Source organism: Pediococcus argentinicus, from assembly GCF_001437605.1.
In the GTDB taxonomy this organism is placed as follows: domain Bacteria; phylum Bacillota; class Bacilli; order Lactobacillales; family Lactobacillaceae; genus Pediococcus; species Pediococcus argentinicus.
In genome coordinates this window covers 1-17,033 of the sequence record NZ_JQCQ01000008.1, presented here as the reverse complement: position 1 = coordinate 17,033, position 17,033 = coordinate 1, and the positions used below count along the sequence as shown (strand labels likewise).

The 17,033-nt window shown below is 35.9% G+C and carries 19 protein-coding genes; 2 read left to right on the top strand and 17 right to left on the bottom strand.

Going from position 1 to position 17,033, the window contains the following annotated elements; translation table 11 throughout:
• Window position 1 precedes the first annotated feature (1 nt).
• The 7 genes from IV88_RS09400 to IV88_RS03010 form a co-directional block, all read right to left on the bottom strand.
• Window positions 2-469 carry a C40 family peptidase gene (locus IV88_RS09400; RefSeq protein WP_147165246.1) on the bottom strand — a complete coding sequence of 156 codons (468 nt, stop codon included), beginning with the start codon at window positions 467-469 and terminating at the stop codon, window positions 2-4.
• 153 nt (window positions 470-622) lie between these two features.
• On the bottom strand, window positions 623-1,363 hold a 741-nt coding region (locus IV88_RS09395; RefSeq protein WP_236698594.1), incomplete at its 3' end, for a LysM peptidoglycan-binding domain-containing protein.
• Between the two features lie 337 nt (window positions 1,364-1,700).
• Window positions 1,701-3,611, bottom strand: coding sequence for a PTS fructose transporter subunit IIABC (locus IV88_RS03030; RefSeq protein WP_057798619.1), 1,911 nt, complete (start codon window positions 3,609-3,611; stop codon window positions 1,701-1,703).
• A 19-nt stretch (window positions 3,612-3,630) separates the two neighbouring features.
• A complete protein-coding gene (pfkB, locus tag IV88_RS03025) occupies window positions 3,631-4,542 on the bottom strand; it encodes a 1-phosphofructokinase (protein WP_057798617.1) in 912 nt (303 codons plus the stop codon).
• Window positions 4,543-4,544: 2 nt separating this feature from the next.
• Complete coding sequence (locus IV88_RS03020; RefSeq protein ID WP_057798615.1) at window positions 4,545-5,279, bottom strand: DeoR/GlpR family DNA-binding transcription regulator; 735 nt, start codon at window positions 5,277-5,279, stop codon at window positions 4,545-4,547.
• A gap of 119 nt (window positions 5,280-5,398) precedes the next feature.
• A complete protein-coding gene (locus tag IV88_RS03015) occupies window positions 5,399-6,451 on the bottom strand; it encodes an AI-2E family transporter (protein ID WP_057798614.1) in 1,053 nt (350 codons plus the stop codon).
• A gap of 33 nt (window positions 6,452-6,484) precedes the next feature.
• On the bottom strand, window positions 6,485-7,438 hold the full coding sequence (locus IV88_RS03010; RefSeq protein ID WP_057798701.1) for a ribose-phosphate diphosphokinase: 954 nt from the start codon (window positions 7,436-7,438) through the stop codon (window positions 6,485-6,487).
• Between the two features lie 267 nt (window positions 7,439-7,705).
• Here IV88_RS03010 and IV88_RS03005 point away from each other — a divergent pair, with 267 nt between their 5' ends.
• The gene (locus IV88_RS03005; RefSeq protein ID WP_236698593.1) at window positions 7,706-8,032 is read left to right on the top strand and encodes a hypothetical protein; all 327 of its coding nucleotides are present in this window, start codon (window positions 7,706-7,708) and stop codon (window positions 8,030-8,032) included.
• Window positions 8,033-8,091: 59 nt separating this feature from the next.
• A complete protein-coding gene (locus IV88_RS03000; RefSeq protein ID WP_057798600.1) occupies window positions 8,092-8,457 on the top strand; it encodes a DUF805 domain-containing protein in 366 nt (121 codons plus the stop codon).
• A gap of 34 nt (window positions 8,458-8,491) precedes the next feature.
• On the opposite strand, the gene recD2 is transcribed toward IV88_RS03000, so the two are convergent.
• The 10 genes from recD2 to IV88_RS02950 all read right to left on the bottom strand — a co-directional run bounded on the left by recD2 (window position 8,492) and on the right by IV88_RS02950 (window position 16,874).
• Window positions 8,492-10,942 (bottom strand): SF1B family DNA helicase RecD2, encoded by a 2,451-nt coding sequence (recD2, locus tag IV88_RS02995; RefSeq protein WP_057798593.1) that lies wholly within the window; start codon window positions 10,940-10,942, stop codon window positions 8,492-8,494.
• Window position 10,943: 1 nt separating this feature from the next.
• Entirely contained in the window at window positions 10,944-11,594 is a 651-nt protein-coding gene (locus IV88_RS02990) for a tetratricopeptide repeat protein (RefSeq protein WP_057798588.1), read from the bottom strand.
• Between the two features lie 10 nt (window positions 11,595-11,604).
• Entirely contained in the window at window positions 11,605-12,279 is a 675-nt protein-coding gene (locus IV88_RS02985; RefSeq protein WP_057798586.1) for a histidine phosphatase family protein, read from the bottom strand.
• A 110-nt stretch (window positions 12,280-12,389) separates the two neighbouring features.
• On the bottom strand, window positions 12,390-13,535 hold the full coding sequence (gene mnmA, locus IV88_RS02980) for a tRNA 2-thiouridine(34) synthase MnmA (protein ID WP_338045626.1): 1,146 nt from the start codon (window positions 13,533-13,535) through the stop codon (window positions 12,390-12,392).
• Window positions 13,536-13,644: 109 nt separating this feature from the next.
• Window positions 13,645-13,986 (bottom strand): DUF1831 domain-containing protein, encoded by a 342-nt coding sequence (locus IV88_RS02975; protein ID WP_057798582.1) that lies wholly within the window; start codon window positions 13,984-13,986, stop codon window positions 13,645-13,647.
• 4 nt (window positions 13,987-13,990) lie between these two features.
• A complete protein-coding gene (locus IV88_RS02970; RefSeq protein ID WP_057798699.1) occupies window positions 13,991-15,148 on the bottom strand; it encodes a cysteine desulfurase family protein in 1,158 nt (385 codons plus the stop codon).
• 14 nt (window positions 15,149-15,162) lie between these two features.
• Window positions 15,163-15,849 carry a 5'-methylthioadenosine/adenosylhomocysteine nucleosidase gene (locus tag IV88_RS02965; protein ID WP_057798580.1) on the bottom strand — a complete coding sequence of 229 codons (687 nt, stop codon included), beginning with the start codon at window positions 15,847-15,849 and terminating at the stop codon, window positions 15,163-15,165.
• Window positions 15,850-15,859: 10 nt separating this feature from the next.
• Window positions 15,860-16,117: a hypothetical protein gene (locus tag IV88_RS02960; protein ID WP_057798578.1), complete on the bottom strand. Its 258-nt coding sequence runs from the start codon at window positions 16,115-16,117 to the stop codon at window positions 15,860-15,862.
• A 9-nt stretch (window positions 16,118-16,126) separates the two neighbouring features.
• Window positions 16,127-16,666: an NUDIX hydrolase gene (locus IV88_RS02955; protein WP_057798576.1), complete on the bottom strand. Its 540-nt coding sequence runs from the start codon at window positions 16,664-16,666 to the stop codon at window positions 16,127-16,129.
• The gene (locus IV88_RS02950) at window positions 16,656-16,874 is read right to left on the bottom strand and encodes a cold-shock protein (protein ID WP_057798574.1); all 219 of its coding nucleotides are present in this window, start codon (window positions 16,872-16,874) and stop codon (window positions 16,656-16,658) included. The genes IV88_RS02955 and IV88_RS02950 overlap by 11 nt, the downstream gene beginning before the upstream one ends.
• Window positions 16,875-17,033 lie beyond the last annotated feature (159 nt).

The window sequence follows — 17,033 nt, the reverse complement described above, 5'->3', positions numbered from 1 at the left end:
ATTATTTAACAGTTCCAGCAAAGCTAGGTGCAAAGTATGAAGAAATTGTTTGAACTTTAACGTTTTCACCTGGTTGTGGAGCAGCAGCAAATTGGTTTCCACCTAATGAGATAGCAACATGATATGTTGAACCATGGTTACCCCAGAAAAGAAGGTCTCCAGCTTGTGCTTGTGAAACTGGTTTTGCGTTTACATAGTTTTCCATAGCAACAGTGTAACTAGGAATGTTCTTGTTAGCTGCATGCTTGTAAACGTATGAAACAAATCCTGAACAGTCAAATCCAGCAGGAGTTTTACCACCCCATACGTAAGGAATTGTGTTGTTAGCTAATTGACGTGCGTATCCTGTAACAGATCCTGCATTAGCGTTAGTATTTTGAACAGGTTTTGGTGTTGCTACTGGTTTAGCAACAGGTTTTGGTGTTGAAACCGGCTTAGCAACTGGCTTTGGAGCAGCTGATTGTGCCACTGGTTTAGGAGCAGGTGCTTGACTTGCTTCATGATTAACAACAGGCTTTGGTGCAGCAACATGGTTAACAGCACTTGGTTGAGCAGGTGTCTTAGCTGCAGCACTTGATTGTGCTGGTGCTTGACTTGCTGCTGAACTAGCTTGTGTTGCTTNTGCAGCACTTGATTGTGCTGGTGCTTGACTTGCTGCTGAACTAGCTTGTGTTGCTTCGCTTGCAGCACTTGATTGTGCTGGTGCTTGGCTTGCTGCTGAACTAGCTTGTGTTGCTTCGCTTGCGGCACTTGATTGTGCTGGTGCTTGGCTTGCTGCTGAACTAGCTTGTACAGCTTCACTTACAGCACTCGATTGTGGTGCTTGGCTAACTTGAACAGGTTCTTGAACTTGTTCTACTGGTGCTTGTACTTCAGCAACTGGTTGAACTGGTTGTTGTACTTGTGGTAATTTTGCCTGAGCAGCGTCTGTTCCAGCAATAGGTACAAGAAGTGTTTGTCCAACTTTAATCAAGTTACTGTGTAGACGGTTAGCAATGATAATTGAATCAACTGAAACGCCATGTTCTTTAGCAATTTCAGCAATACTATCACCATATTTAACTGTTACTTTAACAAATTGAGCTTTTTGAACGTCAGTTTTTGAGATCTTCTTTGCAGTAGGAACTTCAAAATTTTGACCTTCAAAAATTAGATGACTGTTTGAATTAACATTATTTAATGTTTCCAAGCTCTTGATAGAAACACCAAATTTTTGTGATAAAGCCCAAACAGTATCGTTCTTTTGAACTTTTACTGAATCAGCATGAGTTGCTACTTGTGAACCACCTGCAACCAAAAGACCGGCACCTGCAACACCTGCTAATAATAATTTGGATTTACTAGATTTTGAATTTGAAATCATTAAGATTGTTCACTCCTTGAATTTTTATAAGTATATTTTAGGATTAATTGTATTCGAAAATTAAATTAGTATTTTTGCACTGAAATAATGATATCACCCACCTTGATCATTGCAACATTTACTACCAACAAATACCTGTGTTCCAAAGAAAAAATGCGCTAACCACTTGTTATATCAACCTTTAGAGAACCTTAATTATTTTAAAGTTTTTTTTACAAAAAATGAGCTAAAAAGTTATATGACAGCTAGTTTTTCATAGTGTTACACAAATATTACAAAAAAATCAGTTTGTTACAATCTATGTAACAAACTGACTAGACCACTTTATCTATTAATACTACTTATTTTCCTCTAATTTCGGTTTCCAAATTCCTAAAATAGCTCCGGCAATAACTGCTCCAATAACAACAGCAGCAAGGTAAAGTAACTTATGATCTGCTAACGGTAAAACCCAAAGTCCTCCATGAGGAGCTGGAACACTTACCTTCCATAATTGAGACAATCCACCACCAATTGCTGATCCGATGACACTTGAAATGATTACACGAAGTGGATCCGCTGTTGCAAATGGGATTGCCCCCTCTGTAATAAATGATAGACCTAGAACCCAATTTGAAATACCTGCTTCACGTTCCTGTTGTGTGAACTTCTTTGGCCAAATTGTTGTTGCAATTGCTGTTGCAAGAGGTGGAATCATACCACCAATCATAACGGCAGCCATTAAATTACCAGATTTTGTTGATGTAAATGCTGCAATTGCAAAAGCATAAGCAGCCTTATTGAATGGGCCTCCCATATCAATAGCCATCATTCCACCTAATAAAGTACCAAGTAACACTGCGTTACCAGTCCCCATACTTTCTAGAAAACTAGTAACCCATGCGTTAACTGCAGCAAATACTGGATTAACAATGAAGAACATCAAACCACCAACCAGAAGTAATCCTAAAATAGGATAAATCAACATTGGTTTCAATCCTTCAAGACTCTTAGGAACCCACTTGAATGCTTTTTTAAGGAAATTAACAAAAACCCCAGCTGCAAATCCGGCAATCAATCCGCCAATAAATCCTGAAACACTTGTTGTGTGAACTACACTAGCAGCAGCCTGTGTTGCCATAAATCCACCAACAACACCTGGCATCAAAGCTGGTAAATCACCAATAGACTGTGCAATAAAACCTGCTAAAATTGGAATCAAGAAAGAAAAAGCATAGGTTCCGATATTATTAGGAAATGTAAACCACATACTATTTTGACCAACATATCGTTCTAACATAAACGAGATAGCCATAATGATACCACCACCAACGACGAATGGTAGCATATGTGAAATACCGTTCATTAGATCTTTATATATTTCATTCCAGAAACTACCGTCTGTTGCTTCTTCAGTATCATCATTACTCTCGGTAGAATGAAAAGTTGTTCCTTCATTGTTTTCGATTTGGTCAATCAATTGATCTGCTTTATTAATACCATCAATAACGGGACGATTTAATAACTGCTTGCCATCAAAACGTGCCATCGCAACCTTTTTATCAGCAGTAACAATGACACCATCAGCCTTTTCAATTTCAGCAGCAGTTAATTTATTTTTAACGCCTTCTGACCCATTTGTTTCAACTTTAATATTAATATTTTTTTCTTTAGCCGCTTTAATTAATGCGGCCTCTGCCATATAGGTATGAGCAATTCCGTTCGGACAGGCTGAAACTGCAACAATAAATGGTTTTCCGTCAGCGTCAACATTACTTGATTGTTTTTCTTCGTTAGCATCGACTGTCTCTTTTGCTGCCTCAGCATCTTCAAAACATTTTAGAACATCATCAGGTGTCCGAGTACTCTTAAGATTGTTAACCAATGTAGGATCAATTAATAATCCGGAAAGTTTTGCTAGTGCTTGTAAATGAGCGTTGTTTGCACCTTCTGGAGCAGCAATCATAAAGAATAGCTTTACTGGTTTTCCATCCAAAGCATCAAAGTCCACACCATCAGAACTCTTAGCAAATAGTACAGCTGCTTCCTTAACAGCATTTGTCTTCGCATGTGGCATAGCAATTTCGTCACCAATACCAGTTGTAGATTCCTGTTCGCGTTCTAAAATACCTTTCTTATAGGTTTCGCGATCTGTCACCACACCACTAGCCACATATTTATCAATCATTTCATCAATAGCTTCTGCCTTAGTAGTAGCTTTTAGATTCATAATCATAAGATCTTTTTGTAATAAGTCTCTTATTTCCATGAAAATTTCCTCCTATAAATTACAATTCCGTAATTTTGATTTCCTTATAAACTTGATCAATCAATTCTTTTTTAGCTATATCAAGCGAGAATGCTGTCGCACTACCGCTTGCTAAGCCTCGGTGAAAGGCCTCCTTGAAATCACCACTTTTTGATAACTCACCAACAAACCCTGATAACATAGAGTCACCAGCACCAACAGAATTTTTAACTGTTCCTTTTGGAGCTTCACTCTTAAACACTGCATTCTGAGTAATTAAGATTCCACCTTTGCTTGCCATCGAAATCATTACACTTTGTGCACCCATTTGGATTAGTTTTTTTCCATACTCAATGATTTGATCGTCATCTTTTAGTTCTGTATGGAATAAATCAGCTAATTCATGGTTATTAGGTTTAACCACTAGAGGATGATCATTCAAAGTATCAAGTAACCCCTGACCGGTTGTATCAACCGCAAATTCAGCACCATTTTTTTTAATTATTTCAATTAGATTATGATATAAATTCTGAGGTAAATTTGCAGGAACACTACCAGAGAAGATAACTGTATCTCCGTGACCAATTTTGTTAAATTGATCGATAAACTGATTTAATTCTTTCTCACTAATTTGTGGTCCCTCTGCATTAATTTCAGTTTCAGTGTTCGCATGAAGTTTCACGTTAATTCTAGTGTCATCTTGAATCTTAACGAACTGTTCCTTAATGTTTAGTTTATGTAACTCTTCTAAAACAAACTCACCCGTAAATCCACCTAAAAAACCAAGTGCACAGTTATCAATATCATTTTCATTCAAGATTCGTGAGACATTGATTCCTTTACCACCAGAAAATTTAACAGAGCTGTCTGCTCGATTTACTAGACCTTCTTTTAGATCAGTTAGCGTCATTACATAATCAATCGATGGGTTTAATGTAACTGTATATATCATCTTTAGACCTCCATTATTTTCATACCTTTGTACTCAGAAGCAGTTTGATTAGTAATAATCTTCAAAGATTTTGCATCTGCTACCTTAACAAAAGACACTTCATCAAACTTTGATTGATCCGCTAAAACAAAAGTTTTTTTGCTTTGTAGGATAACCTGTTTCTTTATATCAGCTTCTTGAATATCAGGTGTTGTGAACCCTTTTTCTGTATCAATACCATTAATACCTAAAAAACTTTTATTAAATTGAAAATCACGTATTCGATCAATTGCTTCAAACCCGGTAATTGCTTTAGTTGAACTCTTAATCATCCCTCCTAATAAATAAGTGGATACCTTGAAGTTCGACAATAAGGAAGCAACCTCAATACCGTTCGTTACAACTAAAATATCTTTCTTGTTGGTCAAATTCGAAACCATATTAGCCGTAGTTGATCCAGCATCAATAAAAATAACATCACCATTTTCAACTAAGTTAGCAGCATACTCACCTAATTTTGCTTTAACATCCGTATTAACCTTATTTTTTGTTTCAATATCCGGTTCATCTCGCAATGACTTAGCAATCTTTGCTCCGCCTCTAATCTTAATTAGATTTCCTCTTAGCTCTAGCCGATCAAGATCCCGTCTAATTGTTGATTCAGAGCATCCAGTAATTTTTGATAATTCTAAAAGTTTAGCGAACTGATGTTGCTTTAAATAGTTTAAAATTAATTCTTCTCTCAATTCTGTAAGCACTTACATCACCTCTTCAATAATATATCACCAAACTATTTCAATTTCAATCAAAACATTTCATTTTCTTTCAAAACATTTCAAAAGAGCATACAAAAAAACCATCTCAAAGATTAAGGTGGTTAATCTATTTCCTGTTCAACTGAGTCTCTAACTGTCCGTTGTGTATGATGTGGCATTTGAACATCAAATAATTTTAAGAAGAATGCCACGATTGGAATACCAACAATCAAGCCCCAAGCACCGAATAATTCACCACTAATAATCAAAGTGATAAAAGTGGTAAAAATTGGCAAGTCTGTAGCACCAGCCATAAGACGTGGATGTAAGAAGTAAGATTCGAACAGATGCACAATAATCACCAGGACAAATACTTCTAGGACTGAGATAACACCATTTGCAGAAAATGCAATAATAGAAAGTGGCACTAATGAAATTATTACACCAGCAACTGGTATTAGTCCGAGAGCAAATACCATTATTGCTAACACTAGCAACTTTGGCACACCAATAATCCACAATCCGATTGTCATTAACACTGTATTAATAGAACAAATAATTAACTGTGTTTCAACGACGGTACCCAGAATATTAATGAAGCTACCTGCTAAGAAATACACATGTCTGAAGAATTTACTATATCTACTCTTCAAAAATGAGTGACCAAACTCTTTCAGATGGTTGTAAGTGAGATTAAAAATGAAACTTAAGAAAAAGGCAATTAGAATATGCTCGACTCCACGACCAAACTTACCAATCCTTGAAAGTCCAGACATAGCAATGGATTTTCCGCCCTTAACTGCTTCAGCGCTCTTAATTGTCTTTTCAACAAAGCTAGTAATTTCTTTATCCCACATTGGGTGTTGATGCAAAGTTGATGCAATCATATCAGGAATTCCCTTTAATTGGTCATAAATCAACGATGCCGAAATCGAAACAACAAAGACAATTAAAGCTAGGAGTACCAGATAAAATATAATAGCCCCAATTGCTTGTGAAACCTTAATAATTGAGCGCAACCTGTTGATTCCAACATGCGCAATATAAATAAAAATAGTTGTTAATAAGATCAGTGAAATAAATGGTCTAATCAACCAAATAACACAGATCAATAAAATCAAAGTGAGAAAAACTTGAATTCGATCTTTTTTTAAATAACGTATAACGCTGTCCACATTCGATCCCCCCATTCAAGTACAGTGCTTAAATTACTTGCTTTGGCTTCTGAATAACGGAGCTAAAGGTTCGTTATTATGAATCATCTCAATGGCATTTCCAATTAATGGACCAACTGATAATTCTACTAATTTATCAAATTTCTTTTCTTCACCAATTCGAATTGAATCAGTAACAATCACTTTTTCGAGAAGTGAATTTTGAAGAATTTCAGGTGCTTTACGTGAGAAAATGGCGTGTGTTGCGGCACCATATACTTTTACTGCTCCAGCATTTTTTAAAGCCTGAGCAGAAATTGTAATTCTAGTTCCTGTATCGATCATATCATCAATAACAATTGCAACCTTGCCCTTAACACCCCCAATAATTTCAGTAGGAATTTCGTTAAGTGATTCTGAGGATTCAACATTACGATTATCAATGATAGCAATTGGAGTACCAAGCTTTTCGGCTAGAGTACGAGCTCTTGAAACACTAGCATGGTCTGGTGATACAACCACCATGTTTTCTGGATCAAAATTGTGATCAGTAAAATAACTAGCTAATAGTGGTGATGCAGCTAAATGATCAACTGGTACATCAAAGAATCCTTGAATTTGAGGCGCATGTAAGTCAAGTGTTAGAACACGTGTAACTTGATCATCCTCTAATAGATTAGCAATCAACTTCGCCGTGATTGGTTCTCTTGAACGAGCCTTACGATCTTGGCGTGAATATCCATAATATGGAATTACCACGTTAATCTGACTGGCACTAGCACGTCTTAGTGCATCGACCATAATAAGTAGTTCCATCAATGAATCATTGATAGGATCAGAAATGGACTGAATTACATAAACTTCAGATCCACGAATACTTTCGTCAATATTGACCTGGATTTCTCCATCGCTAAACTGTTTAACGCTAGCCTTTCCTAAAGATAGTCCAACTTCTTTAGCAATCTTTTCAGCTAAATCAACATTTGCATTCAACGCAAATAATTTCATTTTAGGCTCTATTTGTCCCACAAGTAAAATCCCCCTGAATTTAAATTACTTTCCAAGTATAAAGTGCTTTAAAGCAACAGTCAAATACATAATACCATTCACTAATATGACATATTTTGTGTGGTAAATTTAAAATTGAAAGAATATAATATTCTTGAGTTTGTCAAAACTTTTATCTTATACTAATAAGCATTATGTATAAGGCAAATAAATACACGTTTATATCCATTAATTGTTATAATTAATACAGATTATAAGTTTATCAAAATGAAAAAGAAAGAAGTGAAGTTTATGCCATTTTTAGCTTTACTTGTTGATGTAGTAACAGCAGCTTTCTACTTTCTCCAATTGAAAGTAATGAGTCAACCAATGTTTATTATTGGGCTAATTGTTCAAATTGTGGCTATACTTGCGCTATTGGTTCTATCATTTGGCTATCGCGGACAACGTCAATCCAGATGGAGGCCTGAAGGATATGGCTACATGACCATTCGTTACGGAATTATTATCGTATCTTTGGTAGTTAATGCACTCGTACTCTTCCTATATATCCTTAATCAAACTGGAAATAATATAATTTTTAGTAGCTTCTAACCTAACGTCCAGATTCGGAATGACGATAAAAGCTGTATAAATGTGAGGGGGAAACCGTTATGGTTGAATCATATAAGAAATTTTGGAATAATATTTTTAATTTTTCTGGAACATCAAATCGTCCAGATTACTGGTGGCCAGTAATAATTAATGCTATTTTGGGTGTAATTATTGGTGCAATTCTTCAAATCGCATTAGGTCATTCAATTGACACTATTTCAAATCCAGCAGACGCCGCTGCCAACATTGGCTACAATATCATGGGAATTATTGTTTGGATTGCTACTTTAGCTCTTCAAATTCGTCGTTTACATGATACTGACAGATCTGGATGGTGGGTTCTTCTACCAATCATTCCATTTATTGGTGGAATTTGGTTATTCATCTTATTCCTATTACCAACAAAACAAAATCGTTGGAGCTAATTCAACAAAAAACACAGACAAATGTCTGTGTTTTTTATTTCATAAAATCTTTGGGAGTAATTCCATCCATCCCAATCATTGGATCAACTGATCCAGTATTAACTTGATCAATTGTTAAAGGACCTGATGGCACTTCTTCAGGTTCTTTTTCTATAATTTCAGATACCTGTTTATTCTCACTATGTTCTTTGTACTCTTCTTCAACACCTAACCGTCGAAGAAGTCCAGTATTTCTATTTGATGACTCGTGATCGACAGCTGTTTGAAAGGCTGAACGTTCTCCTAACAAAATGAGAAAAGACTCAGCCCTAGTCACTCCTGTATACACTAGGTTCCTTTGCAACATTCTGGCATACTGGTGAACAATCGGCATAATAACCATTTTAAATTCACTACCCTGGGCCTTATGAATTGAAATACAATATGCCAAAGTTAGTTGATTCCACTCATTTTGAGAATAAGTTACTTCATTATCATCAAATTCAACAATAATATGCGGTTGTGTATGATTCTTATCCTTTAAGACAACCGCTGATATTTCACCAATATCTCCATTAAATACATTGTTTTCTGGAGAATTAACTAATTGAAGTACTTTATCGCCCTTCATGAAGGTTTGATTTTTGACTGTGACAGTCTTGTCCTTTGATAAATCCACTGGATTCATAATTTTTTGCAAATAACGATTAAGTTCATCAACACCAGCTACACCTCGATACATTGGAACTAGAATTTGAATATCATTTTTATCAAATCCCCTATCCAACGCTTTTTGAACTACTTGACCAATTAGAGGTTGTACCTGATAAGCACTAGCTTTGAAAAAAGAACGATCCTGTTGATTTTTCTCCAAATCATCTGGTAACTTTCCTTTTTGAATACTATAAGCTAAATCACTAATCGTTGACCCGGCTTTTTGCCTATGAATCTGATCCAATGTAATTGTTGGTATCTTTTTACTACTAATCAAGTCGTGAAAAACCTGGCCAGGTCCTACTGAAGGCAACTGATCTTTATCACCAACAAATACTACCTGCATGTCAAGTGGAACAGCCATAATAAGAAGCTTAAATAGTTCCGTATCTACCATCGACATTTCATCTACAACCAGCAATCCGCCACTAATATCCGTTGCAACATCATTTTCATCAGGATCATCTTGTCCATTCAATCCCAATAAACGATGAATCGTTTTAGCCGGAACATTGGTTACTTCATTTAATCGTTTGGCAGCTCGTCCTGTTGGAGCGGCTAACATAATTGGATATTTCTGATCTGTATATTCATCCGGATCAAGAGAGATATCGTTTATTTTCGCATACAAATTGATTAAACCATTTACGATAGTTGTTTTCCCCGTACCTGGTCCACCAGTTATGATTGTCATAGGCTCAACAATTGCTTTAGTTAAAGCTGTCCGTTGAGTATCATCGTATTCAACACCCAACTGTTTTTCGACTTTATCAATCGTTTTGCTAATCTTAATATCTGAAACATCATCACTAGTTGAATTATTAATCAAAAATTCAATTTGCCGACCAATATCCAACTCAGCATAATAGAGCTTTTTTAAATAGATTCGATCTTCTTCCCCAACGATATTTCCCGATTTAGCAACCTCAACCACTTGTTCAGCAATCTGTTCGGGTGTGATTTTTAGAGATCCCGTATTAAGCAACTGTTCAGATTGACGAATTAATTCAATAGCACTTATATAAGTATCTCCTGTATTGTTGGACCACTCTGAAACAGCAGTTATGATTGCAGCCTGAATTCGTTCTGGTGCATCAAGTTTAATCCCCGTTTGTTGAGCGATTTGATCAGCTCTTTTAAAGCCAATACCAGCTATATCGGATACTAGTTGATACGGATGTTCTTCAACAATTGTTAAACTTTCCTCATGATATTTATGGAAAATTTTGGCAGCTAAACTACTTCCAAATCCGTATGTAGATAACCCAATAACAATATTTTCCATCCCGTCGCTTTGTTGAATAGCTTCATATAAGGACTCTTTTTGCTTTTGAGATATGTCTATATGATCTAACGCATGGTCATCAGTTCCAATTTTACGAATAGCATCAAGACCTAATTGCTCGACAATCTTGGTTGCAGCCTTTTCTCCCACACCCTTAAAACTTGATCCGGAGAAATATGCTATTAAACCTTGCTTCGTTGACGGTCTAGTTTTTGAATATTGATCCACTTTTAATTGGGTACCGTACTTTGGATGATCAACTAATTGTCCCGTGAACGTGTACTGCTGTTCTTCGTTTGTATCAGCAAAGTCTCCAACAACAACGATTTGACTATCATCCCATCCAAAGTTATTAGATTGCACATCAACCAACATAACTTTGTAAAATGAATCAGAACTGGCAAAAAAAACTGCCGCAATTGTTCCCGTTAATTCGGGTTTATTGGATGCAGTTTGGTTAGATGTTATTGATTTATCCTCAAATAAATTTAACTCCTCATTTGCCATTCTAATTTTCCTTATTGGTAATTAATTTGTTAATATCTTCTAGCTTTTGTTTAGCATTCTCAAAGTACTTAGGATCTGCTCTTTTAACCTGATCAAAATATTTATTGTTAATAGAATTACCCTCTTCTAATCCTGCTTCCACAATTCCGCGATTAAAAACTAGTTCGTTTGAATGATCATTTTTCAAAGCAGTATCATAATAATCTCGAGCCGACTTTAAATCACCAGTAGCTAACTGAATATCTCCCAAAAGTTTGTTTGTATCAGGATCTTGTTTATGACCTTCTGATGCCGTTAAAGCAAAAGCAAAAGCCATTTTATACTGTGACAATGCATAATAACTTTGAGCAGTCATCAAATAAGCATCATGTTGTAGTTTTGGATCATCCACAAGTTTAAAAACAGGAATAGCTTTTTCATACATTTGATTAGTGTATAAAAGTATTCCAATACCATATTCAAACAAACTACGTGCTTGATCATTGGACTTAAATTTAACTAGCGATTGATTTAATAGTTGCTCAGCTTGATCAAAACTTTCTTCATTAATTAAAAGCATACATAAATCGTAATAAGTTTGATAGTTGTCTGGATCATTATCGATTTCCGTAACAAGTTTATGTACTTGTTCAGTTGTTTTCTTACTTTTCAAAATAACTCCTCTAAATTAAATCCGTTGGATCAGTTTCCTTATTCAAGTAGCTCGTATCATTCCACAATTTTAATTGATAGCTCTGACCGCTGTCTTGGGTTTCTAACACAGTGGTACTTGTGTTAGCCAAACCACCTTTTTTTCTCAAATCAGCGAGTGGAACTTTCAATAATGAATTAATAATAGCGTTTAATGCAGCTCCATGACTGACAATAATTACCTTATCACTGTCCTTAGGATGAATATCAACAATTCGATTGATAGTTGGCATCATTCTTTGAACTAATTGCTGAAAGCTTTCGCCATTGATTCTGGTAGGGTCATACTTATCAGGATGTTCCCTGAATCCGTCAATTTCAGCCGGATATTTGGCCTCAGCATCAACAAACTTCATACCTTCCATTTTTCCTAAATTAAATTCCCTTAATCTACTAGCAATGGTTAATGGAATTGGATGACCTTGTAACTCATCTAATTCGTGTTGCAAAGTACTACCAGTTACTCGAGCTCTTCGCAGTGGACTTGTATAAATATGAACAAATTCCTTATCAGATAAAAATCCTGCTAACTTATGTATTTCAACGTAACTTTCTGGCAACAAGGCAGAATCGCCCTTTGCACCTTGGTAACGTCCTTCTAAATTCCATTCCGTTTTTCCATGTCTAATAAAATACAGTTCAGTCATATTAACACCCTTTTTCGATATGTATTCATTCTACCATTTACTATTCGAATCTCACACAAAAAAAAATAGGACTTTATCCAAATCGGATAAAGTCCCACAGTTATTAATATTTAGATGTATTGTAGCATACGATCATTACTGTAAGCAGCATCAATAATTCCACCACCAATGCACTCGTCTCCATCATACAAAACTAATGCCTGTCCTGGAGTAATAGCACGTGCTGGCTCGTCAAAATGAACATCAATCTTTGAAAAATCTTCATTAAAATGAACTGTAACTGGCACATCTTGTGCACGATATCTAAATTTAGCTGTACATTTAAAATTGTGACCACGATTTGAACCAATACTATTTACGAAATGCATATCAGATGCTTTAAGATCTGTAGCATATAGATGTGGATTCTCAAATCCTTGTCCAACATAAAGGATATTCTTTGAAAGATCCTTTCCAATAACAAACCAAGGCTCGTTATTCTTTGAACCACCACCGATTCCAAGTCCACGACGCTGACCAATTGTGTAGTACATAAGGCCAGCATGCTCGCCCTTAACTTCACCATCAACAGTCATCATCTTACCAGACTTAGCTGGAAGGTATGTTCCAAGGAACTCACGGAAATTCTTCTCACCGATAAAACAAATTCCAACAGAATCTTTCTTATCAGCAACTGCAAGTCCTGCCTCATGTGCAATTGCACGTACTTCAGGCTTACGCATTCCACCAAGTGGGAACATTACACGATCTAATTGATCAGCTGACAATTGGCTCAAAAAGTATGTTTGATCCTTATTGTCATCAACAGCACGCAGGAGATGTTGATGTCCATCAGCATCACGCTCTGCTTGAGCATAATGTCCAGTAGCAACATAATCTGCTCCTAAACTAATCGCATAATCCAAGAAGGCCTTGAACTTAATCTCGTTATTACAAATAACATCAGGATTAGGTGTCCGTCCCTTCTTATACTCATCCAAGAAGTATGTGAACACACGGTCCCAATACTCCTTTTCAAAGTTCACTGAGTAATAAGGAATACCAATTTTTGCTGCAACCTTGGCAACATCCTTATAGTCCTCAGTAGCTGTACAATAGCCGTTTTCGTCAGTGTCATCCCAGTTTTTCATGAATACACCGACCACGTCATACCCCTGCTTCTTAAGCAAATATGCTACAACAGAGGAATCAACGCCACCGCTCATGCCAACAACAACACGTGTCTTACTGTTGTCGTTCATTAAAATCACCATCATTTCTTTCAGATTCTGGAGAATCTACGATTGAAGGTCGCATAAATCCAGTAACAACGATTTTAACACTATTCAGTAAAAATTTCCTTATTTTTAGTACCCAGATATATTTTTATACCTTTTGCAAAACAGACCTACTTACAAACTCTTCCAAAATATAGTGATACTGTTCAACTAATCCTTGGTCTTGTTCACGGTTAAAAATATTAACCTTTCGTAATCCATTAGCTGTTACAGTATTCATCTTCAATCCATCCAAGGTGCTGTTTATTGTAACTTTTAATTTAATTCCTTGTTTGTATGGTGAGGTTGGGTCGAGCGAACGTTCAAAACTAAAACTACCTGTTTTGGTAACAACAAATCCTAAATCACGTAATGTATATTTTTTAATATCATTACTTAAGCTATAAGTATCTGTGTCTCCTTCAACTTGAATCTTCTCAGTATAAGCCATTTTATTACGCCTCCTGTGAATTTAGTCGATCTACAATTTCCTTAAGCTGGTTACATAAGTAACTAATATCGTCACTAGTTGTGTACTTTCCAAAGCTAATACGAATTGATTCACTGATTCGAGGTGAATCTTCACCGTACATTGCAATTAAAACATGTGAGGGCTCTAAGCTACCAGCAGTACATGCAGAACCACCAGAAATTGCAATTCCGGCTAAGTCCAAATTAGTTTGCATTACATAGGTAGAATGACCTTTTAACCAAATATTGAATACATGTTGCAAATTATCATCTGACATTGATCCATTAATATCAAAGTCAATTTGGTTGTCATTCAAGAAATCGATAATTTGGTGTTTAAAGCCAACATACTTCTCCTGCAATTCTGTTTTACTTTCAGTGGTTAATCTTTCCACAGCGCTAGCAAAGCCAGCAATATTAGCCACATTTTCTGTTCCTGCCCGTCGTTTATCTTCTTGTTCTCCACCTAAAACAAAACTATCAAAATTTACATCTGAATTTTTATAAAGAAAACCTAACATTTTTGGACCGTTTAATTTATGGGCCGAAGTTGACAATAAGTCAATATGATCGCGTTTTACATCAATATCTAATAATCCATAAGCTTGCACGGCATCAGTATGGAAAATAGCCTGATGATCCTTCAAAATCTCTCCAATTTCATGAATTGGCATATGACTTCCAACTTCATTATTTCCGGTCATAATACTTACTAGAATTGTTTCATCATCAAGTGCTTGTTTAAATTGATCCAGATCTATCACACCATCTTCATTAACATCTAGATAAGTAACAGTAAAACCATCCTTTTCTAATTTTTCCATTGGACGTAGAACTGATGGATGTTCAATCTTCGTCGTGATAATATGCTTACCAAACTTCTGATATCGATCAGCAACTTTTAGAATAGCTGTGTTATTGCTTTCAGTACCACCACTAGTAAAAATAATTTCTTCATCATCAGCGTTGATGCTCTTGGCGATAATACTTCTTGAATTCTCTAAAGAAGCGCGTGCCTTTCGTCCAACTCCATGCAAACTTGAAGCGTTACCCCAGTTATTAGTAAGATTATCCGCAATAACCTCAACAACCTTTGGATCAGTTGGCGTGGTTGCGGCGTTATCTAAATAAACCTCTTTCATCATAAACTTCCTTTTTAATTATTGAATAAATTGATTAACATTTTAGCTGAACGTTTTCCGGCATCAATAATAAAATCATCGAATGATACGTTAGCCGAATCATCGCCAGTATCTGACATTGCACGAACTACAACGAATGGTTTATTAAACTGAACAGCAACTTGACCAATTGCTGCCCCTTCCATTTCACAACACAATGCGTCAGGAAAATGACCTTTAATAACATCAATCGCATCATTACTTGAAATGAATTGATCTCCAGTAACAATTAATCCCGTCTTAATATTTAAATCACTCTGTTTACCGGCATCTGACAATCGTTTAATTAAATCATCATCCGCTTTAAAACGTGCAGGTTGTTGTGGTAATTGGCCATATTCATATCCAAAGGCCGTTGCATCAGCATCGTGATATGCAACTTCTGAAGACAATACAACATCTCCGACTTTTAATCCTTCGCCAATTCCACCTGCTGAACCAGAGTGAATTAGTGCTTCAACTTTGAAATTAGTAATTAAAATTGCAGCCGTAATACCTGCTTCAACTTTACCAATTCCAGATTGAACTAAAACAACATCTGCTTTTCCAATTGTTCCCTGATAGAACTTAATACCGTTTATATCCGTTGTTTCTTTTAACTCCATAACATCTTGAAGAGATTTAATTTCCTCTTCCATTGCGCAAATTACACCGTACTTCATTTAAGTTCTCCTAACCAACAAAAAATAAGATTAAATACACAATAACAATTGCTATTAATAATTCGACAATCGTCCAATTCAGACGTTTCCCCAACAACTTGCGGCGTTCCTCAGCTAAAATTTCAGCGTTGTAACGTTGGGCAGGTCTCTCTTCATCTATTGTTTCAAAACTAGTATCTTCTGTATTATCATTAACCGTCTTTTTGGTACTAGATTCTTGTACCTTTTTATTCTTCTTATAACTAGCTCTTGTTTCATTTTCAGGCATTGTCTTCACCTACTTTTTCATTGCTTGCCAGTAGTAAATTGCCATAATAGTCTTGGCATCTTCAATTTCGCCGTCATTAACTTTTTGTAATGCTTCTGGTAGCGTTAATTCAAAAATTCGTAAGTTTTCACCCTGATCTTTTGGCAGCTCTTTTTGAACTGGGCTGAGTCCAGTAGCCTTGTATAATACCATATACTCATCAGCAAATCCTGGTGTTGAATAAAACCCTGTAATCTTTTCAATATGATCAGCTTTATAACGCGTTTCTTCATTAAGTTCGCGTTTAGCTGTTTCTAAAAAATCTTCCTCAGGTTCAACTTTACCTGCTGGAATTTCGATTGTTGTTTTTTCAATTGGTGTTCGCCACTGTTCTTCAAATATAGCTTTATCGTCATCAGTAATCATCAATACTGCAACTGCATCCTGATGCTTCACAACGTCCCGATTTGCTTGTTGACCATCCGGCAAAATGACAGTATCTTGATAAACATCAATTATTTGTCCATGATATTTAGAATCTGATTTGATAATTTTTTCTTCAAAGTTCATCTTGTTCTTCCTTTCGAAGTACACGAACGGCTTGCATTCCGCGTTTACCTTCAGCAACTAATAAATCGACTTTTTCGCCAACCTCTAAGGTTTTGAAATTTTCAGACTCAATTACTGAATAATGAACGAAGACTTGCGTTCCGTCTGTTAGCTCAATGAATCCAAATCCTTTATCCTTATTAAATTCTACAACTGTTCCGTGTTCCAAATTATCACGTCCTCATTTTTATATGCCTAGTAATATGATAATGGTCTTTGAACCTTAAGTAAATTAAAACTTATCAACTACAGAAAATCATATGATTTAACAAAAAATTGCAGCACTCAAAATATGAGAACTTGAACTGACCCCCTGATATTGGACAAA